This is a genomic window from Candidatus Photobacterium acropomis (genome assembly GCF_030685555.1).
In the GTDB taxonomy this organism is placed as follows: domain Bacteria; phylum Pseudomonadota; class Gammaproteobacteria; order Enterobacterales; family Vibrionaceae; genus Photobacterium; species Photobacterium lucens.
In genome coordinates this window covers 2793142-2813411 of sequence record NZ_CP131609.1, presented here as the reverse complement: position 1 = coordinate 2813411, position 20270 = coordinate 2793142, and the positions used below count along the sequence as shown (strand labels likewise).

17 protein-coding genes and 1 tRNA gene are annotated in these 20270 nt (G+C 40.8%); 13 read left to right on the top strand and 5 right to left on the bottom strand.

Translation table 11 applies throughout. The features are described from left to right. The first annotated feature begins 7 nt into the window (after nt 1-7). The 5 genes from accD (at nt 8) to purF (ending at nt 5247) form a co-directional block, all read left to right on the top strand. Nucleotides 8-937, top strand: a complete 930-nt coding sequence (gene accD / locus Q7657_RS19655) for an acetyl-CoA carboxylase, carboxyltransferase subunit beta (protein ID WP_008987677.1) — start codon at nt 8-10, stop codon at nt 935-937. 186 nt (nt 938-1123) lie between these two features. Next, nucleotides 1124-2383 carry a bifunctional tetrahydrofolate synthase/dihydrofolate synthase gene (folC, locus tag Q7657_RS19650; RefSeq protein WP_107165476.1) on the top strand — a complete coding sequence of 420 codons (1260 nt, stop codon included), beginning with the start codon at nt 1124-1126 and terminating at the stop codon, nt 2381-2383. 50 nt (nt 2384-2433) lie between these two features. Beyond that, the gene (gene dedD, locus Q7657_RS19645) at nt 2434-3102 is read left to right on the top strand and encodes a cell division protein DedD (RefSeq protein ID WP_107165475.1); all 669 of its coding nucleotides are present in this window, start codon (nt 2434-2436) and stop codon (nt 3100-3102) included. A 62-nt stretch (nt 3103-3164) separates the two neighbouring features. Further along, on the top strand, nt 3165-3656 hold the full coding sequence (gene cvpA, locus Q7657_RS19640) for a colicin V production protein (protein ID WP_008987674.1): 492 nt from the start codon (nt 3165-3167) through the stop codon (nt 3654-3656). Nucleotides 3657-3729: 73 nt separating this feature from the next. Further along, nucleotides 3730-5247 carry an amidophosphoribosyltransferase gene (purF, locus tag Q7657_RS19635; RefSeq protein WP_107165474.1) on the top strand — a complete coding sequence of 506 codons (1518 nt, stop codon included), beginning with the start codon at nt 3730-3732 and terminating at the stop codon, nt 5245-5247. Between the two features lie 74 nt (nt 5248-5321). Here the strand turns inward: purF and Q7657_RS19630 are convergent, their stop codons facing one another. After that, the gene (locus tag Q7657_RS19630; RefSeq protein WP_107165473.1) at nt 5322-5924 is read right to left on the bottom strand and encodes a Yip1 family protein; all 603 of its coding nucleotides are present in this window, start codon (nt 5922-5924) and stop codon (nt 5322-5324) included. 226 nt (nt 5925-6150) lie between these two features. Then, nucleotides 6151-7035 (bottom strand): LysR family transcriptional regulator, encoded by an 885-nt coding sequence (locus Q7657_RS19625; protein ID WP_053987078.1) that lies wholly within the window; start codon nt 7033-7035, stop codon nt 6151-6153. Nucleotides 7036-7353: 318 nt separating this feature from the next. On the opposite strand from Q7657_RS19625, the gene Q7657_RS19620 reads away from it, so the two are divergent. Further along, a complete protein-coding gene (locus Q7657_RS19620) occupies nt 7354-8406 on the top strand; it encodes a response regulator (protein WP_107165472.1) in 1053 nt (350 codons plus the stop codon). Nucleotides 8407-8455: 49 nt separating this feature from the next. Here Q7657_RS19620 and Q7657_RS19615 read toward each other — a convergent pair whose 3' ends face one another. Beyond that, entirely contained in the window at nt 8456-9844 is a 1389-nt protein-coding gene (locus Q7657_RS19615) for a peptide MFS transporter (protein WP_107165471.1), read from the bottom strand. A gap of 442 nt (nt 9845-10286) precedes the next feature. On the opposite strand from Q7657_RS19615, the gene rfaH reads away from it, so the two are divergent. Together rfaH and galU are read left to right on the top strand one after the other, a co-directional pair. Next, the gene (gene rfaH, locus Q7657_RS19610) at nt 10287-10784 is read left to right on the top strand and encodes a transcription/translation regulatory transformer protein RfaH (protein ID WP_107165470.1); all 498 of its coding nucleotides are present in this window, start codon (nt 10287-10289) and stop codon (nt 10782-10784) included. Between the two features lie 43 nt (nt 10785-10827). After that, nucleotides 10828-11745 carry a UTP--glucose-1-phosphate uridylyltransferase GalU gene (gene galU, locus Q7657_RS19605; protein ID WP_107165469.1) on the top strand — a complete coding sequence of 306 codons (918 nt, stop codon included), beginning with the start codon at nt 10828-10830 and terminating at the stop codon, nt 11743-11745. Between the two features lie 47 nt (nt 11746-11792). Here galU and Q7657_RS19600 read toward each other — a convergent pair whose 3' ends face one another. Then, entirely contained in the window at nt 11793-12329 is a 537-nt protein-coding gene (locus Q7657_RS19600; protein WP_498827378.1) for a hypothetical protein, read from the bottom strand. Between the two features lie 249 nt (nt 12330-12578). Beyond that, nucleotides 12579-13436: a bifunctional methylenetetrahydrofolate dehydrogenase/methenyltetrahydrofolate cyclohydrolase FolD gene (gene folD, locus Q7657_RS19595; protein WP_107165467.1), complete on the bottom strand. Its 858-nt coding sequence runs from the start codon at nt 13434-13436 to the stop codon at nt 12579-12581. 305 nt (nt 13437-13741) lie between these two features. Here folD and Q7657_RS19590 point away from each other — a divergent pair. The 5 genes from Q7657_RS19590 (at nt 13742) to lon (ending at nt 20267) form a co-directional block, all read left to right on the top strand. Next, nucleotides 13742-13818, top strand: a tRNA-Arg gene (locus tag Q7657_RS19590). 475 nt (nt 13819-14293) lie between these two features. Then, on the top strand, nt 14294-15592 hold the full coding sequence (gene tig, locus Q7657_RS19585; RefSeq protein ID WP_107165466.1) for a trigger factor: 1299 nt from the start codon (nt 14294-14296) through the stop codon (nt 15590-15592). A gap of 105 nt (nt 15593-15697) precedes the next feature. Beyond that, nucleotides 15698-16321 carry an ATP-dependent Clp endopeptidase proteolytic subunit ClpP gene (clpP, locus tag Q7657_RS19580; protein WP_008987662.1) on the top strand — a complete coding sequence of 208 codons (624 nt, stop codon included), beginning with the start codon at nt 15698-15700 and terminating at the stop codon, nt 16319-16321. A gap of 109 nt (nt 16322-16430) precedes the next feature. Continuing rightward, nucleotides 16431-17711, top strand: a complete 1281-nt coding sequence (gene clpX, locus Q7657_RS19575; RefSeq protein WP_008987661.1) for an ATP-dependent protease ATP-binding subunit ClpX — start codon at nt 16431-16433, stop codon at nt 17709-17711. A 192-nt stretch (nt 17712-17903) separates the two neighbouring features. Next, complete coding sequence (gene lon, locus Q7657_RS19570) at nt 17904-20267, top strand: endopeptidase La (RefSeq protein WP_053987182.1); 2364 nt, start codon at nt 17904-17906, stop codon at nt 20265-20267. Nucleotides 20268-20270: the final 3 nt, after the last annotated feature.

Sequence of the window (20270 nt, the reverse complement as noted above, 5' to 3'; positions counted from 1 at the left end):
GTCATTCATGAGCTGGCTTGAAAAGATTCTAACTAAAAGCAACATTGTCTCTTCACGAAAAGTGTCGATTCCTGAGGGCGTTTGGACGAAATGTACCTCTTGTGATCAAGTACTGTACCATGCAGATCTTGAACGCAATCTAGAGGTGTGCCCTAAGTGTGATCATCACATGCGTATGAAAGCACGTCGTCGTCTTGAAACTTTCCTTGACGCTGATACGCAAGTTGAGATTGCCGCAGAGCTAGAGCCTCAAGATAAGCTTAAATTCCGCGATTCTAAAAAATACAAAGATCGTTTATCTGCGGCACAAAAAGCAACAGGCGAAAAAGACGCATTAGTGGCAATGAAAGGTGACTTACTTGGTCTACCTGTTGTTGCATGTGCTTTTGAATTCTCATTCATGGGCGGCTCAATGGGCTCGGTTGTGGGTGCTAAGTTTGTCCGTGCTGTTGATGCTGCGATTGAAAATAACTGCCCATTAATTTGTTTCTCAGCAAGTGGCGGTGCACGTATGCAAGAAGCGCTAATGTCGTTGATGCAAATGGCAAAGACAAGTGCTGCACTTGAGCGTTTATCTGCTAAAGGTCTACCGTTCTTCTCTGTGCTGACCGATCCAACAATGGGTGGTGTATCAGCATCTCTTGCCATGCTTGGTGATATCAACATTGGTGAGCCTAAGGCATTGATTGGTTTTGCAGGTCAACGTGTTATCGAGCAAACAGTACGTGAGAAACTTCCTGAAGGTTTCCAACGTAGTGAGTTCCTACTAGAGCACGGTGCAATTGATATGATTGTTGATCGCCGTGAAATGCGTCAGCGAATTGCAGGCTTGGTTGCGAAAATGACTAACCAAGCTTCTCCACTTGTAGTTTCAGTCGACAGCAAGCCAGTAGAAATTGAAGCGAAAGTTGAAGCTGAAGATTCAGAAAATGCATAACCAATTTATTGGTTTATAAAGAAAACCGTTTAGCCATAAGCTAAACGGTTTTTTTTTGCGCGTTTAGCAATACAAATGCGATTCTATTGTCGATTCATCGAATTAATCTGATCTGAGATTTAAGTTATAAGAGATTCGATGGTAAATTATAACTTAAGTTAGTTATAAACAAATGAATGAGTTCTCATGTCAGGATTGATGGCACCACAAGCGACAGCCTCGCTTTCAATATGGCTGAAATACCTTGAGCAATTACACACTAGCGCGATAGATCTAGGATTAGATCGCGTTAAAGCGGTTGGGCAAAAGGCTGATTTATTAAAACCAGCGCCTTGCGTGATTACTGTTGCAGGTACTAATGGTAAAGGTTCAACCTGTGCCATGCTAGAAGCTATCTTGATTGAAGCTGGTTATAAGGTTGGTGTTTATAGCTCTCCTCATCTTGTACGTTATAACGAGCGTGTTCGTATCAATAACCAAGAATTAGACGATAGTGAGCACACCAAAGCTTTTGCCAGCGTTGAAGCTGCACGTGGTGATATCAGTTTGAGCTTGTTTGAGTTTGGTACATTATCTGCGCTGACACTATTTAAAACCCATCAGGTGGATGTTGTAGTGTTAGAAGTTGGTTTAGGTGGCCGCTTAGATGCAACCAATATTGTTGATCACGATGTTAGCGTGATCACTAGCCTTGCTATTGATCATGTTGATTGGCTTGGTGACAATATTGATGTGATTGGCTATGAAAAAGCAGGTATTTTCCGCTCAGGTAAGCCTGCTATTTGTGGTCAGCCTCACCCGCCCGCGACAGTACCTGCGCATGCTGATGATATTGGCGCAGAGTTATATCAAGTGGGTTATCAGTTTGAATACCAGGTTGAAGATAACCACTGGAATTGGCAGTGCGGTGCATTTGATTTGACACAGCTACCGTTACCCAATCTTCCTCTTCCTAATGCGGCAACAGCACTAATGGCATTAGGTGCTGCAGAGCTCGATATTTCTGAAGAAAACATCATTAATGGTCTGAAGAAAGCGCAGTTACCAGGACGTATGCAGCGAGTGAGTGAGCAGCCATTAATTATTATGGACGTAGCACACAACCCACATTCTGCTGAGTACTTTGCGAATCAATTAGGCAAAATTAAACAGAAAGAAGGTAAGAGTAAGATCCATGCTGTAGTTGCGATGTTACACGATAAAGATATTGCATCTACGATTGCGGCAATGAAAGATATTGTCGATCATTGGTATCCTGCTTCACTTACAGGACCAAGAGCGGCAACCGCTGAAGAGATATTGCAATATTTATCAGCAGATTGTGTAGGTTTTGATAAGCCTGAGACGGCATTTGACCAAGCCCTAACACAGGTACAAGACGATGATATGGTAATCGTCTTTGGCTCGTTTTACACTGTCGGCCAGATCACAAGTCATTTAAGTTAAGTAGTGAAAAGCGCTTTGTTGAAAAGCGTTTAAATAACATAGGAGTCCATGTGGCGAGCCAATTTCAAAATCGACTAATTGGTACCATTATTTTGGTAACAGTTGGCGTGATTTTTCTTCCTGATCTTTTTGATGGCCAAAAACAACATTATAAAGAGCAGTTCGCAAGTATTCCGCTACAACCTAAAGTAGGAGATCAAAAGGAGCAGGCACAAGTCCCTGATCCTGAAACCGCGAATGCTGAGTTACCTAAAGAGCCTGTGACGGTAACGGTTGATAATGGAAAAGAGACTGTTTCATCTTCTCATGCTGATGATAATGAAACTTATACCGTTGAAGAAGATAAGACAGCTCAACCTGCGAAACCTGTTATGCCAGTAGAGCAACCAAAACCCGTAGTGAAACCACAGCCTAAACCTGTTGAAAAGCCGGCACCTAAGCCTGCAACCGTTAGTAATAGCGATTTGAAAAACAGTGGGTGGATGATCCAGTTAGGTACTTTTGGCAATTTTAAAAATGCGAGTGCGCTAGTGGCGAAGTTACGCCTTAATGGTTATCAGGCACATTTACTGCCTAAAAATGCGCAACCTGGTCAATATGTCAAAGTGGTAGTAGGGCCTGATCTGTCAAAAGATAAGCTTTTAGCTAAGATTGATGACCTGAAAAAATTAACTGGTTTAAGTGGCAAATTGTATCAATTTAACCCAATAAAACCTTAAGTAAACGTTTGCGTCTTCATTTTTTCTGTTAGAATACGCATCAACAAGACGAATGACACATGATGATCTGGATTGATTATGTAATTTTAGCCGTGATTGGCTTTTCCGCTTTGGTAAGCTTAATCCGTGGTTTTGTTAAGGAAGCACTTTCATTAGTTATTTGGTTTACCGCTTTTTTTGTTGCGAGTAATTTCTACCCGCAATTAGCTGTACACTTTACAAACTTCCATGATGAGATGCTTCGTAACGGTAGTGCTATTGCCGTTTTATTTATTGCAACGCTAATAGTAGGCGCGGTAGTTAACTATGTTATTGGTCAGTTGGTTCAGAAAACAGGGTTGTCTGGCACTGATCGGGTATTAGGCGTAGTTTTTGGTGGGGTTCGCGGCGTCTTAATTGTTGCGGCAGTATTGTTCTTTCTTGATGCCTTTACTGGGTTCGCAAGCTCTGATTGGTGGAAACAATCAAAGCTGATCCCACAGTTTGGTGTTGTGATTGAATGGTTTTTCTCCTACATCAAACATAGTTCTAGCTTCTTACCCAACATTAAGTAGCGCCAATTAATAGCAGTTACCAAGTTATCTTAATTTGGTAACTGTATTTTTATGCACGACGAGGATTTTGGAAATGTGTGGTATTGTTGGAATCGTGGGCTCAACCCCGGTAAACCAGTCTATCTATGATGCACTTACTGTGCTGCAACATCGCGGCCAAGATGCTGCGGGTATTTGTACCTTAGAAAGCAATCGTTTCCGTCTGCGTAAAGCCAATGGCTTAGTACGTGATGTGTTTGAAGCAAAACACATGCAACGCTTACAAGGAACTGTTGGTATTGGTCATGTTCGCTATCCAACGGCAGGTAGCTCTAGTGCATCAGAAGCTCAGCCTTTTTATGTTAACTCTCCATACGGTATATCACTGGCGCATAATGGTAATTTAACCAATGCTGCAGATATTCGAGATACATTATTTGAGCAAGCTAAGCGCCATGTTAATACAACCTCTGACTCTGAAATCTTACTCAATATTTTGGCAAACCAATTAGAGCACTGCCAAAGTTATCCTATCAGTCCTGAAGAAATTTTTACCGCAATTACCGAAGTTCACCGAATTGTGAAAGGGGCTTATGCGGTTGTTGCTATGGTGATTGGTCATGGTTTGATTGCATTTCGTGATCCTAATGGTATCCGCCCATTGTGTATTGGTAAGCGTGAAGATCAGGGAAAAATTGAATATATGGTGGCATCAGAATCTGTAGCGCTTGATGCTGTTGGTTTTGATTTTATGCGTGATATTGCACCGGGTGAAGCGGTTTACATTACCTTTGATGGTCAATTGTTTACACAACAATGTGCGGATAATCCACAGTTAAACCCATGTATATTTGAGTTTGTTTACTTTGCTCGTCCTGATTCATTTATTGATAAAGTATCAGTTTATGGTGCGCGTCTTGCGATGGGGACTAAGCTTGGTGAGAAAATTAAGCGTGAATGGGCTGATGTTGATATTGATGTTGTGATCCCAATTCCTGAAACTTCTTGTGATAGTGCATTAGAGATCGCACGCACACTTGATAAGCCTTATCGCCAAGGATTTGTTAAGAACCGCTACGTTGGTCGTACTTTCATTATGCCTGGGCAGCAAATGCGTCGTAAATCAGTGCGTCGTAAGTTAAATGCGATTCGCTCTGAATTTAAAGATAAGAGTGTTCTGCTGGTGGATGATTCGATTGTTCGTGGCACAACATCAGAGCAGATCATCGAGATGGCACGTGAAGCAGGTGCAAAGAAAGTGTACTTAGCATCGGCAGCCCCTGAAATTCGTTTCCCTAACGTATATGGAATTGATATGCCAAGTGCAAATGAGTTGATTGCTCATGGTCGTGAAGTCGATGAAATTTCAAAAATTATTGGTGCTGATGGTTTGATTTTCCAAGATTTGCAAGACTTGGTAGATGCCGTTGCCGAAGGTAACCCTGATATAAAGCTATTTGAAACATCAGTATTTAATGGCAATTACGTAACAGGGGATGTAAATCAAGAGTATTTAGAATACCTCGATGCATTACGTAGTGATGATTCAAAACAACAACGTGAAATCCAACAAGATTTAGCAAATTTAGAATTGCATAATGAAGGCGTCTAAATAGTCATTGCTATGCTGTAAATAAAAGCCGACATGTCTAGCATGTCGGCTTTTTTGTTTTCGTTTCGTCCCATCTAGTGTACAAATTCAGGGCCAAAGCCGTAACTCCATAAAATAACAGAAGAAGTGATAATCGAAACAAGGAGTACTAGTCCTGCTGTGACGATAGAACTTGCGTAAATAAAGCCACGCTCTTCAGGAATATGCATCAAAATTGGCACTCCGGTATAAAGTAAATAGACCGAATAAGTGAGTCCTGCAAGTCCAACTAGCATGAGAAACCAAAGGTGGGGGAATAACGCTGCCATACTGGTCATAAATAATGGTGTTGCAGTGTACGCCGCTAATTCTATGGCTTGTGTCATGCTCGGTGCTGCACCAAATGTTTTACTCATCCAGTAGGTTAAATAGGCTAATGCAAATACACCTGTGATCAAGGCGATATACATAGCAATAGCCATCGGAATAGCACTGGATGCAGTAAGAAAAATAGGCTCTCCTGCTCCGATATTCCAGCCAATATACACACTGGAAATAAAAGCAAAGATAGAAGGAAACAGTGCTGTAATGAGGATGTGGCTTAAGCAACCACTGAGTAACCCTTCGTGCTTTTTATCGATAGTACGCCATTCTTGTTTTGGATGGGTGTAGATCCCCCAAAGATGTCCCAAAATCATAGTACGCCCCCATAAATTTATTATGTTTGAGTTCGTGATATGTTGTGGCTGTTATTTTTTGTTTGGTCTTATAACGTTTAGTAGGGAACAGAAGGGAGCGCAAGGTTTAGGATTATTTGTTTGCTTGTGATGATAAAAAAATACAGCTTCTACAAAAAAACAAAATGCCATATTAAAGGGGATAATATGGCATTTAATCGAAGAATGTTGTTTTTTACAATTCTATTTAGTGTTTTTCTAAGTCAAAGTAGTGACTTGCAAAATCAATAAATAAACGTAGTTTCTCTGGTTGATAGTCACGGTGGTTATAAATTAAATATACGTCACGTGGGTTAGCAGACCAGTTTTTAAGTACCTGTACCACTTCACCTGCTGCAATGTATTTTTCTAACATTACATCGGGCATCAAGGTAATACCAAGGCCAGCACAACATGCTTTACGTACAACGTTAAGCTCACTTGCTTCAAAGCGACCACGTTCATTAATCGTTACTGTTTCGCCGTTATGATTATTCAAACGCCAGCGAAGTAATGGGTTACCTTTTAGTAACGTGTGTTCGTGGAGATCTTGTGCATGTTTTGGCTCTGGATTTTTCTTAAGGTAGTCAGGGCTAGCAACAAGAATATCTTTTACTTCATTAATGCGACGTGCAATAAGTGTAGAATCGCGTTGAGGACCGATGCGGAACATGACATCCCAATCGGTAGGGTCAAGTTGATCTGGCTCATTACTCATATACAGCTGAATGCTAATTGCAGGGTGCTCTAGCATAAAGGCATTTAATAAAGGTTGAAGCATTACTTTAGTAATGTTTGCTGGTGCAGCAATACGTAGCTTACCTGCTGCTCCTTTACACTCTTCACTAATATGTTCAGTAGTATCTAACAGTTGCTGTAGTAAAGGTGCACAGTCATGGTAGAACTTTTGACCAGCTTCTGTTAGCGACAATTTACGGGCATGACGATTAAGCAGGCGAATATTTAGGCCTTCTTCAAGTGCTTGAATTCGACGTGTCAGTGTTGCTACTGGTACCTGGGTCTTTCTTGATGCAGCTGTATAGCTACCATTTTCCACAACCATGCGGAAGAGATTTAGATCGTCAAGTTTCATAAAAAAGTCATTATTGAACGCTTATGATGTGCAATTGTATAACAAAATGAGTCAAATGCATCACTTTTTATCAAATTTGTATAAGAAAAATCTATCTTGCTCAAGTTTTGTAGAGTTAGTGGATATATCGATAAAAAGCCTGATAATTTGAAGTGTATTACATAAATCAATTTATTTTTTATTAAATGTACGATGTTATGCATTTTTGCGTAGCTTTTTTCTATGCTTAGTAATGTCGCAATGATTAGACGTAAATAAGAGGATTTGTCTGATTATTAGTTTATACATCTAAGTTATTAGAAAGAAGCGGAGGTACTTTTGCTCGAAGGGAAAGAGATTCTCGTTGTAGAAGACGATCCGGTATTTAGAAATATGATAGTTGGCTTTTTAGAAAGCCAAGGATGCTTGGTGCAAGAAGCTGATAATGGCTTAGAAGGATTACGTGCGTTAAGAGAGCATATCCCTGATTTATTGCTGTGTGATTTAGCAATGCCAGTGATGACAGGAATGGAATTTGTCGAAGAAGTAGCGATTCAATATCCGATGATCCCAGTGATTGTTATTTCAGGTACTGGGGAAATGGCTGATGTTGCTTTAGCCTTAAGGCTAGGCGTCAAAGATTTCTTGATAAAGCCATTAGATAATATCTTGATGTTGAAGTCTTCAATGTTATCAGTATTAAGAGCGCAAGATAGTGCGGTTTATGAGAAGCAAGACTTTTCGAGTCGATGGTTCTCTACATCTGAGGAATCTGAACCTGTAGAAGAAGAGTTAGCGTGGCACTTGAAAGAGTTACAAAATAACCCTAAGGCAGCTCGGGATCTTCTTGTGGGGTTAATGCCAGATACTCAGTCTTCTTATGGACATTGGCAGCTAAATTATTGTGTGCTGCAGTCTATCGATAGCTTACCTGTATTACTTGATTACACGTGGTTATTTGATGGGCAATTGGCATTTTATTTAATAGATACCAGTAGTGGTGGCGATAATGCAACAGCGACTGCGCTTTTGATCCGTGCATTTTTTAATGAATATCTGCGTAATCAAGGAAACAGTTTAGAAAGTTTAAGTCATTTAGTGACCCAACTAGAGCAAGGGATGAAGCATTCAGGTTATGCATCGCCAGTAAAAGGACTATTTGGGTTGTTTGACTTATCTGAGCGCCGTTTACACGTTTTGCCTGCTGGGATTGATGCGCAATTGCGTACCAGTGAAGATAGCTATGAGGTGAGGGCAGGGCAATGGCTTGGACGTCAAGCAAGTCACAATCCATTATCGAAGTTAGCAATTTCACCTTCTGGGGGGCGGCTCTCACTCAGTCAATTAGGTCATGCAAGTTTTAGTGTTAACTTTAAGTATTTAAACCTATAAAAAAAGGGTAGTGTGGCCAGACACTACCCTCAACGTTTATTTCTTTTACTTAAGCTTCTGCTGTTTTCACTTCTACGTTTTCATCATTATTTGATGACTCAGCGCCGTGCATCCAATTAATTAATGTATTAGATAGTAGCAGTAGTAGAACACCTGCGATCACTGCGGTGATTGCGATACCAGAGAAAATAGCAAGAGGACCAGCTTCACCAATACGTGAACCAATTTCACCGGCAATGTAGTTTGCAATCGCATTTGCGCCAAACCACGCACCCATCATTAATGATGCTAGACGTAATGGGGCAAGTTTAGTTACTAATGATAAACCAATCGGTGATAGACATAGTTCACCAATAGTATGGAAGAAATACGCACCAATCAGCCATAACATGGACGTTTTCACTGTCATGTCACCGCCCTGCTCAAGTGCAGCACCTATCATACAAGCAAAACCTAATGCTAATGAGAACATGGCTAATGCAAATTTTACCGGTGAGTTCGGCTCTTTTTTACCCATTTTAACCCATAGTGAAGCCAGAATTGGCGCACAAATGATGATAAAGAATGGGTTAAGTGATTGGAACCAAGCTGCAGGTACTTCAAAGCTACCAATCATACGGTTGGTATATTCTTGTGAGTAGATATTCATAAGGCCACCCGCTTGCTCGAAGCCAGCCCAGAATACAATAACAAAAGTACACATCACCATGATTACTTTTAGGCGATCACGTTCAATTTTCGTTAGAGGTTCTTTTTTACCACTAGCATTTTTTGCTGCATCACGAACAGCGGCTGGAACCGTACCGATATCACCAAGGTAGCGCTGTGCAAAAAATAGTTGAATCAGTAAGCTAAACAGCATACCAAAACCAGCACATAGGAAGCCTGCTTTCCAACCATATACTGCTGAAGCAGTACCTGCGATCACACCTGCTAATAGTGAGCCAATATTGATACCCATGTAGAAGATGGTAAATGCGCCATCGCGACGATTATCACCTTCTTCGTATAAGTCACCGACCATGGTAGAAATATTTGGCTTAAATAAACCATTACCGATGATCAGGAATGTTAAACCGACGTAGAAAGCTTTAACGGCATGTGGATCTACAACACTATGTGGAAGTGCAAGCGTAAATTGACCGATGGCCATTAATACACCGCCAATAATAATTGAGCGACGTTGACCTAAAAAGTTATCTGCAATCCAACCACCAATTAAAGGTGTGAAGTAAACAAGACCAGTGTAGATGCCGTATAAGCTTAGAGCTTCTTGGGTTGTCCAGCCTAAACCACCATTAATTGTTTTATCTGTTAAATATAAAACTAGAATAGCGCGCATTGCGTAGTAGGAGAAACGCTCCCATAGCTCTGTTCCAAATAACAGGAACAAGCCTTTTGGGTGGCCCAATAAGGTACCACTACTATTATGACTCATAGGATTCTCTATATTATTGTGATGGTGTGTTTGCTAATACCCGTAGTTTTATAAAGCACAATATATATGACTGCAAGTTTTTACATTTGAAGTACATTGTGAAAACATTTTAAGTTATTGATAATATAGTGTTTGTTTGTGTTTTATCCAAAATTGAAAAATCAATTTTCAATGTTTAAATTGATCTTAAATTCTATTTATGTGTCTATTTTTGGTTTGTTTGTCTGTTTTTTGTTTTATTTTTGGTGTTATATATTGTCAATTATGGTTGTTAATGAATGTTACATTTTTGAGGTGTGATTTGTACACATTTTAATGAAAAACGAATTATCATAGGTACAAAATTATATTCTTGATTTTATAAAGTCCTTGCTAGGTGGTCATATAAAATCGTTATTTTTATGTATATAATAAACGTTGTTTAGAATAATTAGGATTGATGATGAAAGATTGGTATTTACTTTATTGTAAGCGCAGTGAGCAAGAGCGTGCCGTGATCAATCTTGATCGTCAGGGTGTTGATTGTTACTACCCACAAGTTACAGTACAAAAGATAATGCGAGGAAAGCGTACAGAGTCTGCTGAGCCGCTATTTCCGAATTATGTTTTTGTTCACTTTGACCCTGAAGTTGTCAGTTATACATCAGTGCGCTCAACACGAGGTGTTGCTGATTTCATCCGCTGTGGTACCTTTCCTCAGAAAGTGCGAGAAGAGCTAATTTATAATTTGATGATGAATGAAGATAGTGCAGAGCATCAACGTTTATTATCAATGCTGCCTCAACCTGGTGAAAAACTAAAGTTGGAACAAGGTAAGTTCCAAGGCTTAGAGGCGATTTATCAAGAACCGGATGGTGAAAAACGCTCATTTATGTTGATAAATCTTCTTGGTAAGCCTGTAAAGGTAAGCGTAGAAAATACAGATTTATTAAAGAAATAATTTCTCAGTAAGCAATCATCAATGAAGATGTTTATAACGAAACATGTATAAAAAATTGAATCATTCATTAGTACGTAAAGCCGTAATTCCTGTAGCCGGTCTTGGCACACGCATGCTGCCAGCGACAAAAGCTATTCCAAAAGAAATGCTACCGATTGTTGATAAGCCTCTTATTCAGCACGTTGTGAATGAATGTGTTGCTGCTGGAATTAAAGAAATTATTCTTGTTACGCATTCTTCAAAAAATTCAATTGAAAACCACTTTGATACGTCATTTGAGTTGGAAGCGACCTTAGAAGCACGAGTAAAGCGTCAGTTACTAGAAGAAGTTCAAGCCATTTGTCCACCTGACGTGACGATTATGCATGTACGCCAAGGTCAAGCTAAAGGCTTAGGTCATGCCGTGTTATGTGCACACCCACTTGTAGGTGATGCGCCATTTGCTGTGGTGTTACCAGATGTGATTTTAGATGATGTAGCAAGCGATCTGCGTTGCGATAATATGGCAGCAATGGTGAAGCTATTTAACGAGACTAAAATTAGCCAAGTGATGGTTGAGCCAGTGCCAATGTCTGAAGTATCCAGTTATGGTGTTGCTGATATTAATGGCGTAGAGCTACATGCTAGCGAATCAGCACCAATGACTAAAGTTGTCGAGAAACCAGCGGTTGAAGACGCACCGTCTAATTTGGCTATTGTTGGACGTTATATTTTACCTGCTGAAATTTGGGCGCTATTAGCTCGAACGCCTGTTGGTGCTGGTGATGAGATCCAGTTAACTGACGCGATTGATATGTTAATGCAATCTCAGCAAGTGAATGCATTCCATATGTCAGGCTTAAGCCACGATTGCGGTAGTAAAATTGGTTATATGAAGGCATTTGTTGAATACGGAATGCGCCATAACCAGTTTGGTGAAGAGTTTACAGATTACTTAAAGCAATTAGCAAAGACATTGTAATTGTAAGTAACTTGAGAAAAGCGATGCGAATTAGCATCGCTTTTTTATTATTGCTGAGTCAATGACTCTAGTCTGTTATGTTCTTTTTGCTGCTTTTCATAATGGTGAATACTGTTGAGTATTTCACGATGAAATTGATTACTTTCATGGACTAAATTAGCTGTTGTTTCTAATGCATCTGCCATATGATTAAGTTTTCCTGTTGTTTCTAAGAGAATATTTTTAACCGGAGCAAGAACTAAATAATATATAGCGATAAGCGCAAGAACGATCAGTACTAAAATAAGTGAAAAAAATAAAATAGTGTAAAGTTTAATATCACTCATGATCGATTTAGATGCGGTGATAATAGGTGTGCTGGTTTGAGCGACAGCTTTAGGTAGTGCAGCAACAGATTGGTTAAATGATTGCGCTAATGTATCAATATGCTTAAATGTATCAGTGATAGCAGCTTGTTGCTCAGGCGTAAGGTTAGGGTGCTTAGCCATTGTTTGTAATGATGCTGCCATTTTCTCAATAGATTGCGCTGCTATGTTTGCAGGTTGCTCGATACCAGAAAGATCTACACCGACATTAAAAGCCACTAATGCTTTATTATCTAGGCTCGGTAATATGTATATCTTGGTTACTCGCCAAGGATAAAGATGAAAATAAAATACAGAATGTAATCAAAATGAAGCGTAAAAAATACAGCATTGATATCTCAGACTTATCAGAAAAAGAAATATATAAAAATAAAGAATTAATATAACCTTTATTATATCTGATAAAAGATATTAAGCAGTAAAAGATATTGAAAAGAAAAGAGCAATATTGCTATTGCTCTTATTTAGTTATTCAGCGTGAAATTGTTCGCAGGCTAGCATGGTGTTCTCAATGAGGGTTGCTACTGTCATTGGCCCTACACCACCAGGTACTGGTGTGATGTGTTTTGCTCGTTGGCTTGCAACATCAAATTCGACATCACCACAAAGTTTGCCTGTTTTTAATCGGTTAATGCCAACATCAATTACCGTTGCGCCTTCTTTGATCCATGAGCCTGGAATAAAGTTAGGCTTACCTACCGCAACCACAAGAATATCAGCGCGGCGAACATGACTTTCAAGATCTTGTGTAAATCGATGACAGGTTGTTGTTGTTGCGCCACCTAACAACAATTCAAGTGTCATTGGGCGACCAACAATATTAGAAGCGCCAACAATGACGGCTTCTTTACCACGAACAGGAATATTGTAGCGCTCTAACAGTGTCATTACGCCTTTAGGTGTACATGAACGTAGTTTAGGTATGCGTTGGCTTAAGCGACCTACATTATATGGGTGGAAACCATCAACATCTTTTTCAGGATCAATGCGCTCTAAAATACGCGTGCTATCCATACCAGCTGGTAATGGCAATTGCACCAAAATGCCATCGATAGTGGGATCAAGGTTTAGCTCATCAATAAGAAGTAGTAACTCTTCTTCTGTTGATGTTGCAGGTAAATCAAAGGATTTTGACACGAATCCAACTTCTTCACAGGCTTTACGTTTACTGCCGACATAAATTTGAGAAGCAGGATCTTGTCCTACAAGTACGACAGCTAAGCCAGGCGCACGAAGACCTGCATCAACACGAGCTTTCACTCTCGCAGCAACTTCCTGTCTAACTGTTTGGGAGATCAATTTCCCATCAATAATTTGAGCGGTCATGGTGATCCTTTTTATATTGGCTGAGCATAATGGAGATATTGTGGCAGAAAATGATGATATTAGCTATAGCGCAAACGTTTGCTTTTCGGTGTGTTACTCGCGTGTATGTGATAAGCAATTGAATATCCGTCCAACAGAGAGAGGGTAGAGATTAATGATATCGGGTAGGGAAAAACGAAATTAAAACAGATTGATTTAACTTTAATCGGTTGGTGTCTTAAATCATGAAAAATAAAGTAAACGTATTGACCTAAGCTTTTTGCTCCGTATAATCCGACCTCGTAACTTCATGTTACATCAATGATGCGCCCTTAGCTCAGCTGGATAGAGCACGTCCCTTCTAAGGATGTGGTCGCAGGTTCGAATCCTGCAGGGCGTGCCATTTCCTTCTCTTATTATCGCTCTTCCTATTTACATTCATCGTTGAATTCTCCGATTTTATAATATCTATTTTAGCTTATTGTCTTCTTATTTAGCATTTGCTTTATTACGCACCCATCATTCAAAAAATGCATCAAATAGGCTGTTTTTCCAACATTTGAACACAAAAATCGCATATTAGACTGATTATTTTCTCTTTCCCCCTTGAAATGCGCAATCTAGCCCCTATCTTGTGTTTCAGTTGTAGAGCAAGATAGCAGTTTAGTCTATCGAACCTCGACGACACGTTTGTGTGTCGTTATAATGACGCGCTTTAATTTCTAGGTTGAATGAACATCTCTGACAGTTTAGAAATAAAGTAAAAGAATTTAGGCGTTATGGTTTATAAGCCGTAACACGAAAAGGATGCCACCGTCAGTAAATGGCTGTTCGGCAACATCACTCAGAAAACTGAGTAAGTTTTGAGGTTAAATATAATGCAAGTTACCGTTGAAACCACTGAAGGCCTAGAACGCCAACTAACTATCACTGTTCCTGCTGCAAACATCGAAGACGCAGTAACAGCTGAACTAAAGAAAATTGCTAAGACTCGTCGTTTCGACGGTTTCCGCCCTGGTAAAGCACCACTTAAGATGGTTGCTAAAATGTTTGGCGCATCTGTACGTCAAGACATCCTTGGTGAAGTTATGCACCGCCACTTTATCGAAGCTATCGTTAAAGAAAAGATCAACCCAGCAGGCGCACCTACTTTCACTCCAGTAGAAATAGCTGAAGGTAAAGATCTAGTATTCAAAGCAACTTTTGAAGTATTCCCAGAGATCGCTCTTCAAGGTCTAGACAAAGTTGTTGTTGAGAAGCCAGTTGTAGAAGTAACTGAAGCTGACGTTGACACAATGCTAGAAACGTTACGTAAGCAACAAGCTACATGGGCAGAAGTAGAAGCAGCAGCTGACGCTAACAGCCGTGTAACTATCGACTTCGTTGGTACTATCGACGGTGAAGAGTTCGAAGGCGGTAAAGCTGAAGGTTTCGCACTAGCTATGGGCCAAGGTCGTATGATCCCTGGTTTCGAAGATGGCATCGTAGGTAAGAAAGCTGGCGACGAGTTCACTGTAGAAGTGACTTTCCCAGAAGAGTACCACGCAGAAAACCTAAAAGGTAAAGCTGCAGCATTCGCTATCAAACTTCACAAAGTTGAAGCTCAAGAGCTTCCAGAACTAACTGAAGAGTTCGTTGCTAAGTTCGGCGTTGAAGACGGTTCTGTTGAAGGTCTTAAAGCTGAAGTTCGTAAGAACATGGAGCGTGAGCTTAAGCAAGCTGTTAAAGGTCGTATCAAAGATCAAGTTCTTAACGGTCTTGTTGAGCAAAACGACATCACTGTTCCTGCTGCACTTATCGACCAAGAAATCGAAGCACTACGTCAGCAAGCTGCACAACGTTTTGGCGGTAACGCTAAGAACATGCCTGAGCTTCCACGTGAACTATTTGAAGAGCAAGCTAAGCGTCGCGTAGTTGTTGGTCTTCTAGTGGGTGAAGTGATCAAGTCTGAAGAGCTAAAAGCAGACGAAGAGCGCGTTAAAGCAATCATCGCTGAAATGGCTTCTGCATACGAAGATCCATCAGAAGTGGTTAAGTACTACGAAACTAACGAACAGCTAATGAACAACATGCGTAATGTTGCTCTAGAAGAGCAAGCAATCGATGCACTTCTAGCGAAAGCACAGGTTTCTGATAAGGTTGTTAGCTTCAACGAGCTAATGAACCCAGCTGCTTAATTTGCTGAAATTACCGTAGAGATTTGACATTCTCTCAAGTCTTCTGCTAACAATGGTCCGTGTGAGTAATTTCATTCGGGCCATTTATTTTAGGGAAATAACGTTATGAGCTACCAAGAAAAAAACGCCATGTCACCAATTTTGGATGCGCTGGTACCTATGGTGGTCGAGCAGACTTCTCGTGGTGAGCGTTCTTACGATATCTATTCTCGTCTCTTAAAGGAGCGTGTGATTTTCTTAACTGGTCAGGTTGAAGATCACATGGCAAACCTTGTAGTAGCCCAGCTGCTATTCTTGGAGTCAGAAAACCCAGATAAAGACATCTTCCTTTACATCAACTCTCCAGGTGGCTCTGTTACTGCGGGTATGTCAATCTATGACACTATGCAGTTTATTAAGCCAAATGTGAGTACTGTATGTATGGGTCAAGCATGTTCTATGGGCGCATTCTTACTTGCTGGTGGCGCGAAAGGTAAGCGTTACTGTCTACCGAATTCACGAGTAATGATTCACCAGCCATTAGGTGGCTTCCAAGGACAAGCGTCGGATATCCAAATCCATGCGCAAGAAATTCTAACAATCAAACAACGCCTAAACGGTCTATTGGCTGAGCACACTGGTCAACCATTAGAAATTATTGAGCGTGATACTGACCGTGACAACTTTATGTCTGCAGACCAAGCTGTAGAATATGGTTTAGTGGATGCTGTATTGAGTAAGCGTGACTAAGTTCTTATTCAGCTTGTTAGCTTAAGATAGTTAACGAAGCAAAATAACTGGACTTGTTATACACTCAAAACAAGGCAATGATGGGAATACCCCAATAAGAGGTTAGCGAATGACAGATAAGCGAAAAGAGAGTGGTAGCAGCAAGCTATTATATTGCTCTTTCTGCGGTAAAAGTCAGCATGAAGTTCGCAAGCTGATTGCAGGCCCTTCTGTTTATATTTGTGATGAATGTGTTGATCTATGCAACGACATTATTCGCGAAGAAATCAAAGAAGTGTTGCCGAAACGCGATGGCGATGAACTGCCGACTCCGCAAGAAATTCGTAACAACCTGGATGATTATGTAATTGGTCAAGCACACGCTAAAAAAGTACTAGCGGTCGCGGTATATAATCACTACAAACGTCTACGTAATGGCGATACTAACAGTGAAGGTGTTGAGCTAGGTAAGAGTAACATCCTACTTATCGGTCCTACTGGTAGTGGTAAAACACTATTGGCCGAGACTTTAGCACGTATGCTGGATGTACCGTTTACGATGGCTGACGCAACCACGCTAACAGAAGCGGGTTACGTGGGTGAAGACGTAGAAAATATCATTCAGAAACTGCTACAGAAATGTGATTACGACGTAGCGAAAGCTGAACGTGGTATTGTTTACATCGATGAAATCGACAAGATTTCACGTAAGTCAGATAACCCATCGATTACTCGTGACGTATCTGGTGAAGGTGTACAGCAAGCATTACTAAAATTGATCGAAGGTACAGTTGCTTCTGTTCCACCACAAGGTGGTCGTAAGCATCCTCAACAGGAATTCTTACAAGTAGATACTTCTAAGATCCTATTTATCTGTGGTGGTGCATTTGCAGGCCTTGATAAAGTGGTTGAGCAACGTGTTGCTACCGGTACTGGTATCGGTTTTGGCGCAGAAGTACGTTCAAAAGATCAAGCGGATTCATTAAGTAATCTATTTGAGAAAGTTGAACCAGAAGACTTAGTTAAATATGGTCTAATTCCAGAATTTATTGGTCGTCTTCCTGTAACAGCAACACTTGGTGAGCTTGATGAAGAAGCGCTAGTACAGATTCTACGTGAGCCTAAGAATGCACTAACTAAACAGTATGCAGCATTATTAGAGCTTGAGAATGTAGAACTAGAGTTTCGTGATGATGCACTTGTGGCTATTGCGCGTAAAGCAATGGAGCGTAAAACAGGTGCTCGTGGTCTGCGTTCAATTGTTGAAGCTGTACTGCTTGATACAATGTACGAACTACCATCCCAGCAAGGTGTGAGCAAAGTTGTTATCGATGAATCAGTAATTAAAGGTGAATCTGAGCCTTTACTGATTTATGAGAACACTGAAACACCAGCAGCTGCAGCTGAGTAAGTGCCTAATAAGTGCACATAAAGGCTAAAAAAAGGAGGCATAAGCCTCCTTTTTTATTTTCTAGCACTTCTTTCGTTGAATATTGTTGTTTTACCCCCATATACTCAATATATGCTAACTTTCTAGTCGTATTAAGTAAGTGTCTCAAGCAGTTACTTAATACGATTAGTATTGACAGGAAGAGAGATGAATATGAACCTGGAGCGTTCTGAGCGCCTAGAGATCCCGGTTCTGCCACTGCGTGATGTGGTGGTGTACCCTCATATGGTTATTCCATTGTTTGTGGGCCGGGAAAAATCCATTCGTTGCCTTGAGTCGGCAATGGAGAACAATAAGCAGATTCTGTTGGTTGCGCAAAAAGAAGCAGCAACAGATGAACCGTCGATCACTGATCTTTATGATGTCGGTACTGTTGCCACTATTCTACAGCTTTTAAAATTACCAGACGGTACGGTTAAAGTACTGGTTGAAGGTCAGCAGCGTGCCAAAGTAGAAGCGCTGACTGATGATGAATACTTTACAGCAGAAGCTGAGTATTTAGTGACGCCTGAAATGGACGAGCGCGAGCAAGAAGTGCTGGTTCGTACTGCAATTGGTCAGTTTGAAGGCTTTATCAAACTAAATAAAAAGATCCCGCCAGAAGTATTAACTTCACTAAACGGTATCGATGAAGCTGCACGCCTTGCAGATACCATTGCTGCACATATGCCATTGAAATTGGCGGATAAGCAAAAAGTATTAGAAATCGTTGATATTACAGAACGTTTAGAGTTCTTAATGGCAATGATGGAATCCGAGATTGATCTGTTACAAGTTGAAAAACGCATCCGTGGACGCGTTAAAAAACAGATGGAAAAATCTCAGCGTGAGTATTACTTAAATGAGCAGATGAAAGCGATCCAAAAAGAATTGGGTGAGCTGGATGATGCGCCAGATGAGTTTGAAGCGCTAAAGAAAAAGATTGAAGAATCTAAGATGCCGACTGAGGCACGTGAAAAGACTGAGCAAGAACTACAGAAGCTGAAGATGATGTCACCGATGTCAGCAGAAGCAACAGTGGTTCGTGGCTACATTGATTGGATGCTAAGTGTGCCTTGGCACAAGCGCTCTAAAGTGAAAAAGAGCCTAGCAAAAGCCGAAGAAGTACTTAATGCCGATCACTATGGTCTAGAGCGTGTGAAAGAACGCATTCTTGAGTACCTCGCAGTACAAAGCCGCGTGAATAAGCTAAAAGGTCCGATCCTGTGTTTAGTGGGGCCTCCAGGTGTAGGTAAAACTTCATTAGGTCAATCTATTGCCGCGGCAACGGGTCGTAAGTACGTTCGTATGGCACTGGGTGGTGTTCGTGATGAAGCGGAGATCCGTGGTCACCGCCGTACTTATATCGGTTCTATGCCGGGTAAATTGATCCAGAAAATGGCAAAAGTTGAGGTGAAAAACCCACTTTTCCTATTAGATGAAATCGATAAGATGTCGTCTGATATGCGTGGCGATCCAGCATCAGCACTACTTGAAGTGTTAGATCCTGAGCAAAATAGCGCATTTAACGATCACTACTTAGAAGTGGATTACGATCTATCTGATGTGATGTTCGTGGCAACATCGAACTCGATGAACATTCCAGGTCCATTACTTGACCGTATGGAAGTGATCCGTCTTTCTGGTTACACCGAAGATGAAAAACTGAATATTGCTAAGAATCACCTGTTAGGTAAGCAGATCCAACGTAATGGTCTAAAGCCAAACGAAGTGACGGTTGAAGATTCAGCGATCATTGGCATTATTCGCTACTACACACGTGAAGCAGGTGTTCGTAGTCTAGAGCGTGAAATCTCTAAACTTTGCCGTAAAGCAGTGAAAGAAATTTTACTTAATAAAGACATTAAGCACGTTCAAATCAGTCAAGATAATCTTAAGGATTACTTAGGCGTTCAGCGTTTCGATTACGGAAAAGCTGACGAAAGTAACCGTATTGGTCAAGTTACAGGACTAGCGTGGACAGAAGTTGGTGGTGACTTATTAACTATCGAAACTGAATCTATGCCAGGCAAAGGTAAGTTAACTTATACAGGTTCGCTTGGTGATGTGATGCAGGAGTCTATTCAGGCTGCTATGACGGTTGTACGTACGCGTGCAGAGCGTTTAGGTATTGCTGCTGACTTCTACGAGAAACGTGATATTCACGTTCACGTACCGGAAGGTGCTACACCAAAAGATGGTCCAAGTGCGGGTATCGCAATGTGTACAGCGCTTGTATCTAGCCTGACTGGTAACCCTGTGCGTGCAGATGTTGCGATGACAGGTGAAATTACTTTACGTGGTGAAGTGTTACCTATTGGTGGTTTGAAAGAAAAACTGCTAGCAGCACACCGTGGCGGTATTAAAACTGTACTGATTCCAAAAGAGAACGAACGTGATTTGGAAGAGATCCCAGACAACGTTATTGCTGATTTGGAAGTACGCCCAGTACGTTGGATTGATGAAGTGTTAACTGTTGCACTGCAGAATAATCCAACAGGTATTGAGCTAGTGAATGCCCAAAATAGTGACCTGTAGCAA